This window comes from Fibrobacter sp. UWB16, assembly GCF_900215325.1.
GTDB lineage: Bacteria > Fibrobacterota > Fibrobacteria > Fibrobacterales > Fibrobacteraceae > Fibrobacter.
On record NZ_OCMS01000001.1, the window covers coordinates 402,240 to 415,651 of the forward strand.

Genomic DNA, 13,412 nt, shown 5'->3' on the forward strand with positions numbered 1-13,412 from the left:
AAATTACCGCCTTTTCAAAGAAAAGCCCCTAAAAATTGCGTCTAAACGGGCTGTAAAAAGGCAATGCCGGCTCTAAGGCCGGCATATCATTTCAACAAATATTGCAAAAACCCGATTATTCGGTCATTTCGCGGGATTCTTCGTAAGACGGGCGGTCGTCTTCGTAATCCTTGAGGCTCTTGTCGCCCGGCACAACGATAAGGCCAAGCGTTACCGGTTCACCCTTCAAATTGATGTAAGCTTCGAGATAAAGCGTGGTCGAGAGGCGGATCAGGCGCAAATCCATCATAGTTCCACCCTTGTGGATGCTCATCGGATTGCGGTTGAAGAAGAGGAACTTCTTGTTGATGTATTCAAAGCGGTCTTTTTCATAGTTGATGGACCATTCCGTATCGCCGTCGTTTTCCTGGCGGTAAGTGCAGCGGTCATTGTCGATATCGCATTCAAAGCTCGCGCTTTCCTGATAGCGCTTGTTCCATTCGCGGCTAAAGGCGCAAGACTGCACGCGGGAACCACCATTGCGCTGTTTGTTCAGCTGGTCATTGATGACCACGTAGTCCATCTTCATGTTCTTGACTTGATTGTAGACATTCATGAGGATGATGTAAGCTTCAATATCCTTCGGGCACTTGCCGGTGAGATTCACATCTTCGTGCGCCTTGAGGAGCGTCTGCTGCAGGTCAATATCGATAGCATCCGGAATTTCGCTCTTCTTGATTTTTTCAAGCGTTTCCTTGGGCGGCACATGGATAATCTTGTCACCCTTCTTGATGGCGTAACCGAGCTGGTCGCGCACATAGTCCAAGCACTGCTGCACGTGAATATGGACCGTATTGGAACCTGCAGAAACGAAGTCCGCACCGATGCGCACGTTCCATTCGTCAGCAGTATTCCTAGCATTCTTTTCGAGTTCGCAGAACGGTTCTTCGCGAGTACCATCCACAAAAATCATGTTGACATGGAGTTTCGTCACAAGAGATTCTTCTTTCTTGATGGCACTACCCATGCTCCAGAAATTCGGATTCAGGCGAAGCACTTCGGCAAAAGCCTTGTCGCCATCAAAAGCCGGCAACAAAGAATCGTTACGGGCATTTTTCTCCTGCATCAGTTCAGAATAAGACGTTTTGACGTCCATGTTGTTAAATGCATTTCGGGCAACCGCAGAAAAAGCCGACGTCGCCAAGAACGAACATGCCAAAACTACAGAAACGCGCAACATTGAAAACATTTTCCCTCTCCTATTTTTTCACAATCTTTTTAACGGCAAAGTTGAGCAAGTACAAGATGACGCCGCCTGCGATAATCGTAGGGCCGACGACAAAATTCAACTGGCAAGCGACTAAAAGTCCAAGCACCACAAGCACTAGCGAAACAAAAACCGAAATGACCATCATCTGGAGCAAATTCTTGGCATAGCACTCCGCAATGTAAGCGGGAATCGTGAGGAGCGCAATCACGAGAATCATGCCCACCGCCTGCACGGCAATCACGACCGTGAGCGCAATCAGCGCAATCAAAAGCATGTAGTAGTTCAGCACGGGTATGCCACGGACACGTGCAAATTCCGGATCGTACGAAATCGAAAGGAAATTGCGGAAACAAACCGAAACAGCAACCAAGATGAACACAAGCAAGCCGCCCATCCACCAAAGAAGTTCCGTCGGCACAGTCAAAAGGCTACCAAACAAGAAACTCATCATCTCGCCACTGTAACCGGGCGTCAAATCGGTCAAAATCACGCCAAGCGCCATGCCTGCCGCCCAAATAATCCCGATGAACGTATCAGCATGCTTGCGGTCACGCCACGTGAGCGCACCCATAAGCATCGCACAGGCAAGAGCAAAACCAAGCGAGCCAAGCATCGGCGAAAAGCCGATAAAGCAAGCCAGCCCGACCCCACCAAACGAGGCATGCGCCACGCCACCCGAAAGAGCCGTCAAGCGGTTCACCACGACGTACGTTCCCATAACGCCACAGGCAATGGCCACAAGCACCGCTGCGATGAGGGCGTTCTGCAAAAAATCCATGGAAAGTAAATCGAGCATGTTTTTAGCTTTTGGTTATCAGTGGTTAAGAACGAGTTTTTCTCTTAAATTTAGTAAATGCGGGATATGAAAATCCACCCAACTTGGCGCTTGGATGTTCGGATTCACGAGAACCGTCGTCCAGCCGCGTTCATGAGCGGGTTCCAAATTGCGGAGCGAATCTTCGAGCAGCACGATTTGCGACTTGTCGGGCGATTCCTGAGCCAGGACACCTCGCGCCACAAGCCATTTTTCAATTTTGTCGTACGCGCTCACGTGAGGCTTGCCTTCCCAATCCATGAGTTTGAGGTCAAAAACATCCTCAATTGCAGAATCGAGCTGCATGTGCGCCATGCCCGCGCGGCTCCAGTCCCCTCGCCCATTCGTAAACACAAAGCGATGCCCCACAAGCGACTTCAAGAGTTCAAGCTTTTCAGGCGCCACCTTCGGGTAAATCAGGTATTCGGGTTCATGGATAAAGTCAAAAAAGTCATCGGGATGCGTGCCGTTCATCGCCATGAGTCCCGAAAGCGTCGTCCCAAAGCGATGCAGATAATCCTTGCGGATTTCTGTGGCGCTTTCAAACGTCCCGCCCACGGTCTTTTGGACAAACTCAGCAATGCGATGGTCGAGCGAATTTAAGACAAAGCGTTCCTCTTCGCCGTAAAGCGTCAAGTCGTAATCGAACAGCCAAATTTTCGAAGCATCGTTCTTGATGCCGATATCTAGCGCACTCACGGAGCAAGACCTCTTAGTAGCCCATCGCAAGCCCGCCAATTTGACGAGCAAGGTAAGTGGCGTAATTGTCCGTCATGCCGCTCACAAAGTCGAGTACCTGATGGTACGCTTCGGCGGTCGTCACACTTTGACCAATCTTGGCCTGCCCAATCAAGCGGACAATGCGGTTTGCACGGTACGAATTGCGGTCGTTTTGGCGGTAATCGTAAACGCCATTGATAAACGCATCGAGCACAGTGCTGAGCGTCGTATAGCTACCGACTTCAAGCTCCGTCTTACGGCGGTCCGGATAAATGCGTTCCACACCCAAGCGCTTTGCAATGCGAATGCCTTCCATCGTATCGGAACGGGAAAGATCAATCAAGTGCTTGTCGAGCGAACCTTCCATGATGCGGTCGTAATGCTTCACAAAGAGCACGGCCACATCATCAATCAAGTTCTGGATAGCTCGCCCGCGAATGCTGCTAAGGAAGTCTCTGAAGTTCTGACCATTTTCTTCGAACTCGCGGTCGATATCGACTTCCGGACCGCACAAGAAACTGAACATGTTGCGCACATCGCCAAACGTCAAAATGCCTAGTTCAATCGCATCTTCAACGTCGAGGATGGAATAGCAAATATCGTCAGCCGCTTCCATCAAGTACACGAGCGGATGGCGAGCCCAAACGCCATTTTCAATTTCCGGGATTCCAAGAATTTCAGCCGTTTCGCGGTAGAGTTCCGCTTCGGTGCGGAATAAGCTTGTCGGGCAACCGTAATACGCAAGTCGCGGGTACTTGATCATCGAACCGATTGTCGCATACGTGAGTCGCATGCCGCCATCGAGGAAGTGGTATTCGAGCTTGCTCAAAATGCGGTGGCCTTGAGCATTACCATCAAAGTTTTCGAAGTCCGCAATTTCCTTGTCGTTAAGTTCAGACATCGGTGCGGAATGGCGATTCTTGCGGAACCATTCGCGGATAGCCGCTTCGCCCGCATGGCCAAATGGCGGGTTTCCAATATCGTGAGCGAGGCATGCCGACTGCACAATCGTACCGAACTGGTATTCGTTCACGTACTTCGGCAAATGCTTTTTAATCAGGTGATACACCGTAATCGCGAGGCTACGACCCACACTCGAAACTTCGAGGCTGTGCGTGAGGCGGCTGTGAACATGGTCATTCACCGAAAACGGGTGAACTTGAGTCTTGCGGCCTAAGCGACGAAAAGCGGTAGAAAAAACGATGCGGTCGTAATCGCGATGGAAGTCAGAACGGTTCGGGTCCGGATCGGCCGGGTGACCGTAACGCGTTGCAGAAAGAAGCGTATCCCATTGTAGCATACTACAAATATAGATTTTAGACGAGAGACGAAAGACGAGAGAGTGTACGAAAACAGGTTACTATAATGCTGTTCCAGCTTCGACCGAGACGAACTTTCGGTTATCGAGTTTCTGTTCACCCTCAAAACGGTAAGCAACAAGGCGCCCGTCACCGCGGTAGCCTGCAACGCTGTAATCCAGACAGCAAACGTTATCACGAATAAGTTCAGGCATCCCCGTCAACCAATAATGTCCAAAGAAAACAGGGCGTTCATTTTCGCCATAAAAATCGCGAGTCTGGATTTCAAGCGGAACTTCGAGCGGAGGCAATTCGACTCCCGGCTGGAAACTGAGTTCCTGCAAATTTTTGTTCTTCGGGCAAATCCACCAGCGAATACGAGTGCGCTTGCGAAGTACGCCTTCGGCATCGCGGAACATCACGCCCTCCGGCAAATCCAATTCCGGGCCCTTCAAGAACAAACTTATCGGCCAGTACAGCGAATCATCGTATTCATCATCCTTGTCATTCGCACGAGCAATCAACTCATCGAAATTGCCATCCATAAAAGAATGGATGTTTTCGGCTTTAAGCAACTCGGCGCATTTCAAGTCAAAGCAGGCGTGCTGCGCACGGAACAAATCCGTTTCCAAGTAAAACGGGAGCGTCTTGAGGAAATCCAGCATTTCCTGAAATTCCGCCTTGCGCCCGCGATAGCTCTCGACCGTCTTCACGTGAATCGCTACTTTGTTAAAAGTATGCTCACGCAAATAACCGCCGTGAATCGCTTTTAAAGGTCGCCCACCGGCTCCATTCTCGTGCCAAAAGCTAAGCGCATTGAACTCGTGATTGCCCATCAGCGCCACAGCAGAACCTGCATCGCGCATGGCGCGCACGAGATTCACCGTCTCGCGCACTTGACTCCCGCGGTCAATGTAATCGCCTAAAAATACAACCGTACGTTCATCGCCCGGATAGCGGAAAGCTCCGCCGCGTTCTTCGTAGCCTAGCTTTTTAAGGAGCACCACGAGTTCATCGTAGTGCCCATGAATATCGCCAATGAAGTCGATAGAAGCGTTCATTAAACCGCAATCGGAGCCTTGATAGTCGGCCACGGATCGTAATTTACAAGTTCAAAATCTTCGAACTTGAAATCGAACAAGTCCTTGACATCAGGATTCATCTTCATCGTTGGGAGCGCACGCGGCGTACGCGAGAGCTGTTCACGAGCCTGGTCAAAGTGGTTGCTGTACAAATGCAAGTCGCCAAAAGTATGGACAAACTCGCCCGCTTCGTAACCGCAGACCTGAGCAAGCATCATCGTCAAGAGCGAATAAGACGCAATGTTAAACGGCACGCCAAGGAACATGTCGGCACTGCGCTGATAGAGCTGGCAGCTAAGCTTGCGCTTGCCACTAGCGCCTACACCGCCCACATAAAACTGGAAAAGGCAATGGCACGGCGGCAAAGCCATCTTGTCAACTTCGGCGACGTTCCAGGCGCAAACCAAGTGACGGCGGGAATCCGGATTGTTCTTGAGGCTATTGATCAAGTTCGCAATCTGGTCGATATGTCCACCATCAGGTGTCGGCCAGGAGCGCCACTGGTGACCGTAAACCGGACCCAAGTCGCCATTTTCATCGGCCCATTCGTCCCAAATCGTAACCTTGTTATCGTGCAAGTACTTGATATTCGTATCGCCCTTCAAGAACCACAGCAGTTCGTGAATGATACTGCGCAAGTGGAGTTTCTTGGTCGTAAGGCACGGAAAGCCCTTGGAAAGGTCAAAGCGAGTCTGGCGGCCAAACACAGAGCGAGTGCCGGTGCCAGTGCGGTCGGAACGGTCTACACCATTATCGATTATATCTTTAAGAAGATCTAAGTATTGCTGCATATTGTAATTATATAAAAATTGACTGGATTCTTCGGACTTCGTCCTCAGAATGACGTCATTACGTTTTCTCAAACCGAAGCAACTTCGTCCTCAGAATGACGTCATTACGTTTTCTCAAGCCGAAGCAACTTCGTCCTCAGAATGACGTCATTACGTTTTCTCAAACCGAAGCGACTTCGTCGTTTCCGAACACGTCCACGCGTTTGTACTGCTTAGCGACCTTACCTTCCACTTCAGCAGCGGTTTGCAACAAAAGTTTGTTCAAAGCCTGCAAAATCAAGTCTTGCGTGTGCTTGGGCACGGGTTTCTTGCCGAGGCGCGCCTTCTGCACCATCTTGTGGTTCAAGTTCACGGGGAGCATTTCAACGAGATCGTGATTGCTAAAGTTGTTGGCTGTTAAAATTTCATCAAGTTTTGTCATATACGATAATTTAGCAATTAATAAAGGCGATCCCGGCATGCTTCGACTTTGCTCAGCACAGGCTCCGGCCGGGATGACAAAATGGCAACGTAGTTGCGATTATAAGAAAAGCCCCGGGCTTATGCCCGGGGCTTTGGTTGAGACTCTAAAAGTTATTAGTCACCAACGTAGTTGCTTTCGCACTTCATACCGTCATTTTCCGGTGTGACGAAGTGCATTTCAATACGACGGTTCATTTCGCGACCATCTGCCGTAGAGTTGTCGTCAACCGGGCAGGTAGAGCCGAGACCAATAGCCTTGATGCGGTTCTTAGCAACGCCGAACTTCGTGAGCTGCTTCATAACGGCCTTAGCGCGGCGGTCAGAGAGCTTGAGGTTCTTCTTAGCCTTACCGCGGTTGTCGGTATGACCCTGGATCACAATCTTGAGGTCCTTATAGGCTTCGTCTTCCTTGAGCTTCTGAGCGATACCCTTAAGGATTCTCTTAGCGTTAGCGTTGACGGTAGCAGAACCGCTCTTGAAGGAGATACCTTCGAGCTTTTCTACCTTCTTCTTCGGGCAGCCGAAGCCATCGTCGCCAGCTTCATTCGGGCAGCGATCCATACCAGCGCAGACACCTTCGAAGAGGTTGAACATATTTCTTTCGGTGACCCAAGCATCGCAGACGCCATCCTTGTCAAGGTCCGGATCCGGGAGCGGGCAACCATCGTTAGCGGCAACACCGTGTTCGAGCGGGCACTTGTCGAGACCCTTACAGGTCTTGGAGATGAACCATTCCTTAGCAACAGATTCGTCTTCAGCAGCCTTTTCGAAGTAGTAGCCGAGCTTCTTCTGAACAACCCATTCGTCGCAGATACCGTCGCCGTCGCTGTCCGGATCATCCCACGGGCAGCCCTTATTGCCGGCAGCACCAGCTTCACCCGGACACATGTCGTAGCCCTTGCAGACGCCGGCATACTGGTCAAGCTTGTTCTTGTCGGTGACCCACGGAGAGCAGAGACCGTCGCCATCCGGATCCGGATTGTCTTCCGGGCAACCGTTGTTGACGAGCGTACCAGCTTCAGCCGGGCACTGGTCGATGCCTTCACAAATTTCCTTGAACTGGTCAAGCTGACCCTTCTGGCTTACCCAAGAATCGCAGACGCCGTCCTTATCCGGGTCCGGGTCATCCGTCGGGCAACCATTGGTGCTATTACCCTTTTCGTTCGGGCACTGGTCGATACCTTCGCAAACATTGCGGAATTCGTCAAGCATACCCTTTTCAGAAACCCAAGCGTCGCAGACACCGTCTTCGTCGCTATCCGGGTTACCCATCGGGCAGCCAGAGTTCAAACGATGACCATAGTCATCCGGGCAACGGTCATCACCGTCAGCCACACCGTCACCATCGCGGTCCTGCGGCATGAGGAAGCCAGACCAAGTAAGACCACCGAACAAAGCAACAGACGGGTTCACGCGAGTCTTCGTAGCCGTCGTGAACTGGATCGAACCATCATCAGCTTCTTTTTCAAGAACGTTAACATAGTTGATGTAGTTGTCGTTACCCATGTAGAAAGAAGCACCGATCTGGAGATCGAGGCCCACCGGAAGGTGGAACACTGCAGCACCAGTAATCTGCTTCATGTCGAGCTTCTGCTTGCCCGATTCGTCCTGGTATTTGAGATAGTTCCAGACAAAGTCATCAGTCTGAAGATCCATGTAGAATTCACCGAAGAACGAGAGGAAGTCAAGAACGTAGAATTCAAGAGCAGCGCTCACGAACGGGAAGGACAAGAATGCCTTGTCCATGGACATGCGGTAACCACCGTTCACGTGAACGAGGAGAGGCATGACATCAACCTTGGAAAGGTCGAACGTCAAAGCGCCACCAACAGTCATAACAGACTTTTCGGAACCGAACGGGAAGGCATAGCCCAAGTCCTTCATAATGAATTCCGGTTCACGAATCCAGACACCCTGCTTGGTGTTCTTGGCGGTGTGGAAAGAATATCTAAAGAATGCGGCGAAGTCGATAGGAACGTCTGCCGGAATCGGAGCACGAGCCTTAATGCTAGCCGTCAAGTTACCAATGTAACCTGTATTTGCACCATAGAGGTCTGCGCCATCGCATGGCGTACCTTGAGCCGTTTCCAAAGCATGGGTATCGGGGTTTTCACGGCAAGTGGTCTTACCCTTGAACCTGTCATAGTAGACCGGCATGGTCACACCGATATCAAAGTAGTCCAAAAGACCGATAGCAAGACCAACGTAAGCGCTGACACCGAGGTAATCAGCAACTTCAGCCTGCTGGCGGGTGAAGCTGTTGTTCATGGCGTAAGGCTGTGTAGCATCGCCAGTCTTGAACATATCGTTACCGAATGCAAAATCACCCAAAGCTGTAAACACAAGCTTGGAATGACCAAGAGACTGAGCAGACTGTGTCTTATTGACACCAGCAAAGCCAGTCTTGTTTATCGTATTGGCATGACCAGCAAAGGCGGTTGATGCCGCCAAAGCTAGGGCCAATCCCATTGCTACTCGTTTCATAGAGTCTCCTTGTTTTGACCAACCCTTGAGTAGAGTTGTACTTATAGTAATGTTTATGTGAAATATAACTCTTTAAAAAAAAGTCCGCACTTTTTGACGTTAGTTTTGATTGATAAATAATACATACTTTTTATTATTTCCGCTTTTATTTATTTTTATTTACAAAACATTCACTTATAAAACGCACTTTCGAAGATTTCCGGATAAATTCGGCACAAACTTGTAAACCCTGATTTACCAATGATAATATGGTCCAAAACTGGTATTTGCAAAATTTTACCTGAAGCGCATAAAATTCGCGTTATAGACATGTCTTCTGGACTCGGTTCCAGCGATCCAGAGGGGTGATTGTGGACAAAAATCACAGAAACAGCGCGATCTTCGATGGCCAAAGCAAAAGCTTCGCGCGGGTGAACAGGTGTTTGATTGACAAGCCCCGTCGTCAATTCATGGACGCGAATGATGTAATTTGCAGAATTCAGCGAAATGACAACCAGATGTTCCTGCGATTCGTATTTCATATACGCCACGCGAGAAAGCACATCTTCGGGGACAGAAACAGGTATCGCCTTGTCGCTTAAAATAAAGCGTCCCGAGAGCTCCAAACAAGCTAAAATCTGTGCGGCTTTGACTTTTCCAAGTCCACGAATGCTCTTAAGACGAGCAAGCGACGGAACTGACGTTTCCAGCGCCAAAAACTCCGAAAGTCGCCTAGAAAGCTCAAAAACACTGCACTCGTGGCTACCGCTCCCCAAAATAATCGCAAGCAACTCTTCGTTACTCAAGGCACTGACACCTGAGCACTCCAGTTTTTCCCGTGGCATCATGTTAAATTCAGGCTTCGGAAAAACAGCAACAGGGTTATGGTTCATATAGTATCTCCTTAAGATAGGTTTCTACTATATAAACACGCTTTTTTTAGAATTTCGACTACTTTTTTTTTGAAAAAAAATTGGCGGGGATTAACCCGCCATCTAAACATTAGAAGAAAACGTTGAGGACTAGCTGAATAGCGAACAAACTTGATTCGTTTTCGACAACCCTTGCTATGCGCAATTTTTTATCTTCAAAGGCGTAGATTTCCTTGTCATTTTCTTCAATTCCCCTAAGGTCCCAAATAAAGCGGAGACCAAGATCACATTGCAAGCCGCTGGCAAGGAATGTTGTACCAAGGCCGGCAACAATGGACGGGATAAACGTCTTGACTTTCCATTCATCTTCGGCATCACGCTTAACGGTTTTAATTTCACCGTCTTTATAGTCGTAGTACTGAAAAGGAGTGCCATCCTCGTCCGTATATTCGTATTCATGGCTCGTATCCAAATTGAGATTAAGACGGACACCGCCTTCGACATACACATACGGAACTTGCAAGCGCAACATAAGCGGAATATTGAGGCTGTAGAGCGTTTTGGCGTCATTTACCTTGTATTCATGCCAATATTCGTCGTAGCCGTCAGCGCCCTTAATTTCTTCGGAAAGGTAGGTCATTCCAAAGTTCAATTCAGGAACAAACGAAAGAATCGGATTCAATGGGAACTTGACGATCAAACCGATATCGCCAGAAACACCGAGCCATTCATTTTCGCCATACTGTCTGACGAAATCCTTATCGGTCGGATAATTGGCCAAAGAGGCAAAACCAATGCCAAGGTGGAGACCAAAACGCGTACGCTGGTTATCATTTTTTTTAGAGCCCTTACTTGGGCTACCATAAGACGAAGAGCGGGCCTCTTCGAAGCTCTTGTATTCAGGTTCGTTCGACGGGAGCTTATTGCCGTAACCGTCATCGACGGTTCCTTCGGACCTTGCTGCCGGGATATCGTTACCATAGCCATCGTCTTCGGCAAAAGCGTTTGCGCTAAGGCACATCATAGCGATAGCGGATGCAATAAAGAGCTTTTTCATTTAATCTCCTTCAAATAACACAAATGTTATTTAAAAATTCAAAATTTGTTAGATGAAGGATAAAATACAAAAATAGTAGACAACATTTCTAGAACTTTTTACAAAAAAATACCAAAAATGTTTTAAAAATCTACAACACGCCGAAATTTGGGAATAAACGGCAAATTTGGATGTATTATGTTCTTGAAAATCTTTCGAGGAACGAACTCAAGCGCTTGTTCTGAGACTGGTTGAACACAAAGTCCGGTGTTCCCTGTTCCACGACTACGCCCTGGTCCATGAACATGACCTTGTTCGCCACATCACGAGCAAACGCCATTTCATGCGTCACGATGACCATCGTCATGCGGTCTTCAGCAAGCTTCTTGATAATCTTGAGGACTTCGCCCGTGAGTTCCGGGTCCAATGCGCTCGTAGGCTCATCAAAGAAGAGAATCCTTGGCTTTAATGCAAGCGCACGCGCAATGGACACACGCTGTTGCTGGCCGCCCGAGAGTTCGCACGGGTAAGATTTTTCCTTACCTTCGAGGCCCATCTGTTTGAGCAAGAATCGAGCCAGCGCACGAGCATCTTCACGGGAATCGCCGAGCACGCGGATAGGCGCAAGCGTCAAGTTCTGGAGTACGGTCAAGTGCGGGAACAAGTTAAAGTTCTGGAACACAAGCCCTGTAGAAAGGCGAATGTCGCGGAGCGTCTTTGCGGGAGCGTACTTGATTTTACCACCAATGCAAGAACCGGGAACAACCATGTCCTTGCCATCGACACGCACCTCGCCCGCCTCGAACGTTTCAAGTTGCGTGAGGCAACGGAGGAGTGTGCTCTTGCCGGAACCAGAAGGCCCGATAATCGAAAGCACCTCGCCCGCATTGAGGTCAAACGAGATGTCCTTGAGCACATGCAAGTCGCCAAAGGACTTCTTCAAATGTTTGACTTCGAGAATCGGAGAAGAATCTAGAGGTGCGTCATTGATAATAACAGACTGAACTTGAGAATCCATGACACGCCTCACTTGTAATAGTTCAACTTACGTTCAACGTAAGCGAACAACACACTCAAAAGAAGATTTGCAATGTAGTAGAATACGCCCGCTACAAACAACGGATAAATGCTCGCGTAAGCGGCCTGCTGTTTTTTGGCGAGTGCGAAAAGTTCCGTCACGGCAATCACCTGTGCCAAGGAAGTATCCTTCACAAGCGTGATGACTTCGTTTGCACTTGCAGGCACAACGCGCTTGACCACCTGCGGGAGAATAATGCGATAAAAAGTCTGACCGCGCGTAAGACCGAGCATTGCGGCTGCCTCGTACTGGCCCTTCGGAATGGACTGGATGCCACCACGGAAGATTTCGGCAAAGTAAGCGGCATAGTTTATCGAGAACGCAACAATTACCGCCGGGAAACGGTCAAACGAGAACTCCACTCCCGTGTATTCGCTCAAGTAGTACGAGCCAAAGTAGATCGCTACAATCTGGAGAAGTAGCGGAGTGCCACGCATCACCGAGATGTAGAACGATACCGGGTAACGCACAATGCGGTAGCGGCTCATCTTGAGAACCGCCACAAGCAAGCCAAGCGGAATCGAGAACAACAGCGTGAGCGCAAAAATTGCAAGCGTTGTGCAGAAACCGCCCCAGAGAATCGGGAGTAAGGAATTCAAATCAGACATGAGATTGCGCGCCGACCGTTACTTGCCGAACCACTTGGAGGAGATCGCGGCGAACTTGCCGTCAGCCTTCATCGCAGCAAGGACGTTGTTCACGGAGTCGCGGAGAGCCTGGTCCTTTTTGCGGAAGCCCACAGCGTAGACTTCGTCGGAGAGGCCTTCTTCCAAGACGATGTACGGCTTGGCGTTCGTGACAATCCAGTACTTGGCAACGATTTCATCGAGGAACACGGCATCGACACCACCCTTGTCCAAATCCATGAGCGCCGTCTGGTTGTCGTCAAACGGGACAATTTCCTTGGCAGCCTTGCCCGCTTCGGAGGCATCCAAAAGCTTTTGGGCGGTAGAACCGTTCTGCACGGCAATCTTCTTGCCGGCGAGGGCAGCGAGATTTGCAAGAGCCTTATCCTTCACCGTGAAAATCATGCGGTTCTTGAGATACGGGTCGCTCAGGTTCATTGCCTTTGCGCGGGCGCTGTCCACGCTCATGCCGTTCCAGATGCAGTCAATCTTGCCAGTGTTCAGTTCCTGTTCCTTGGCGTCCCAGGAAATTGGCTGCGTCTTGAGCTTCACGCCCAGGCGAGCACAAACTTCGGTAGCGAGGTCAATATCAAAACCCACGATGTTGTTGTCCTTGTCGCGGAAGCCCATCGGCGGGAAAGAATCGTCGAGACCGAGCACGAACACGCCTGCGGCCTTGACCTTGTTGAAGGATTCATCAGCCTGAGTCTTGGATTCTGCCTTCTGGTCGTTACAGGCAGAAAGAACAGCGGCACAGGCAACAGCCGCAAGCATCGCAAAAATCTTTTTCATCTTAGATTCCTTTTTTAATTTCTGAAGGAAATATAGGAAAGAGAGTGGTTATAGGGCGCCGCTAGTGTGACCGAGCTACAACTTCTTTTGGGGATTTTCCGAAAAATTGACCTTTTCCCGAGAATTTTG

The 13,412-nt window shown here is 49.5% G+C and carries 13 protein-coding genes; all 13 read right to left on the reverse strand.

Annotated features, from left to right (window positions below; all coding sequences use genetic code 11):
• Positions 1-115: 115 nt before the first annotated feature.
• Positions 116-1,228, reverse strand: coding sequence for a hypothetical protein (locus tag CRN95_RS01725; protein ID WP_097019932.1), 1,113 nt, complete (start codon positions 1,226-1,228; stop codon positions 116-118).
• A gap of 10 nt (positions 1,229-1,238) precedes the next feature.
• Positions 1,239-2,045, reverse strand: a complete 807-nt coding sequence (locus CRN95_RS01730; RefSeq protein WP_097019933.1) for a metal ABC transporter permease — start codon at positions 2,043-2,045, stop codon at positions 1,239-1,241.
• Between the two features lie 18 nt (positions 2,046-2,063).
• Positions 2,064-2,792: a pyrimidine 5'-nucleotidase gene (locus tag CRN95_RS01735; protein ID WP_235002812.1), complete on the reverse strand. Its 729-nt coding sequence runs from the start codon at positions 2,790-2,792 to the stop codon at positions 2,064-2,066.
• A complete protein-coding gene (locus CRN95_RS01740; RefSeq protein ID WP_097019935.1) occupies positions 2,776-4,083 on the reverse strand; it encodes a deoxyguanosinetriphosphate triphosphohydrolase in 1,308 nt (435 codons plus the stop codon). Before CRN95_RS01740 ends, CRN95_RS01735 begins: the two co-directional genes overlap by 17 nt.
• Before the next feature lie 60 nt (positions 4,084-4,143).
• Complete coding sequence (locus CRN95_RS01745) at positions 4,144-5,142, reverse strand: metallophosphoesterase (RefSeq protein ID WP_097019936.1); 999 nt, start codon at positions 5,140-5,142, stop codon at positions 4,144-4,146.
• Positions 5,142-5,954, reverse strand: a complete 813-nt coding sequence (locus CRN95_RS01750; protein WP_072827012.1) for a thymidylate synthase — start codon at positions 5,952-5,954, stop codon at positions 5,142-5,144. Before CRN95_RS01750 ends, CRN95_RS01745 begins: the two co-directional genes overlap by 1 nt.
• Positions 5,955-6,114: 160 nt before the next feature.
• Positions 6,115-6,375 (reverse strand): hypothetical protein, encoded by a 261-nt coding sequence (locus tag CRN95_RS01755; protein WP_235002813.1) that lies wholly within the window; start codon positions 6,373-6,375, stop codon positions 6,115-6,117.
• Between the two features lie 155 nt (positions 6,376-6,530).
• Positions 6,531-8,900: an OmpA family protein gene (locus tag CRN95_RS01760; RefSeq protein ID WP_097019938.1), complete on the reverse strand. Its 2,370-nt coding sequence runs from the start codon at positions 8,898-8,900 to the stop codon at positions 6,531-6,533.
• A 170-nt stretch (positions 8,901-9,070) separates the two neighbouring features.
• Positions 9,071-9,772, reverse strand: coding sequence for a DNA repair protein RadC (gene radC / locus CRN95_RS01765; protein WP_088630296.1), 702 nt, complete (start codon positions 9,770-9,772; stop codon positions 9,071-9,073).
• Between the two features lie 109 nt (positions 9,773-9,881).
• Positions 9,882-10,808, reverse strand: a complete 927-nt coding sequence (locus tag CRN95_RS01770; protein WP_097019939.1) for a porin family protein — start codon at positions 10,806-10,808, stop codon at positions 9,882-9,884.
• A gap of 175 nt (positions 10,809-10,983) precedes the next feature.
• Positions 10,984-11,805, reverse strand: a complete 822-nt coding sequence (locus CRN95_RS01775; RefSeq protein WP_097019940.1) for an amino acid ABC transporter ATP-binding protein — start codon at positions 11,803-11,805, stop codon at positions 10,984-10,986.
• An 8-nt stretch (positions 11,806-11,813) separates the two neighbouring features.
• Entirely contained in the window at positions 11,814-12,473 is a 660-nt protein-coding gene (locus CRN95_RS01780) for an amino acid ABC transporter permease (RefSeq protein ID WP_014547112.1), read from the reverse strand.
• A gap of 18 nt (positions 12,474-12,491) precedes the next feature.
• Complete coding sequence (locus CRN95_RS01785) at positions 12,492-13,283, reverse strand: amino acid ABC transporter substrate-binding protein (protein WP_097019941.1); 792 nt, start codon at positions 13,281-13,283, stop codon at positions 12,492-12,494.
• Positions 13,284-13,412: the final 129 nt, after the last annotated feature.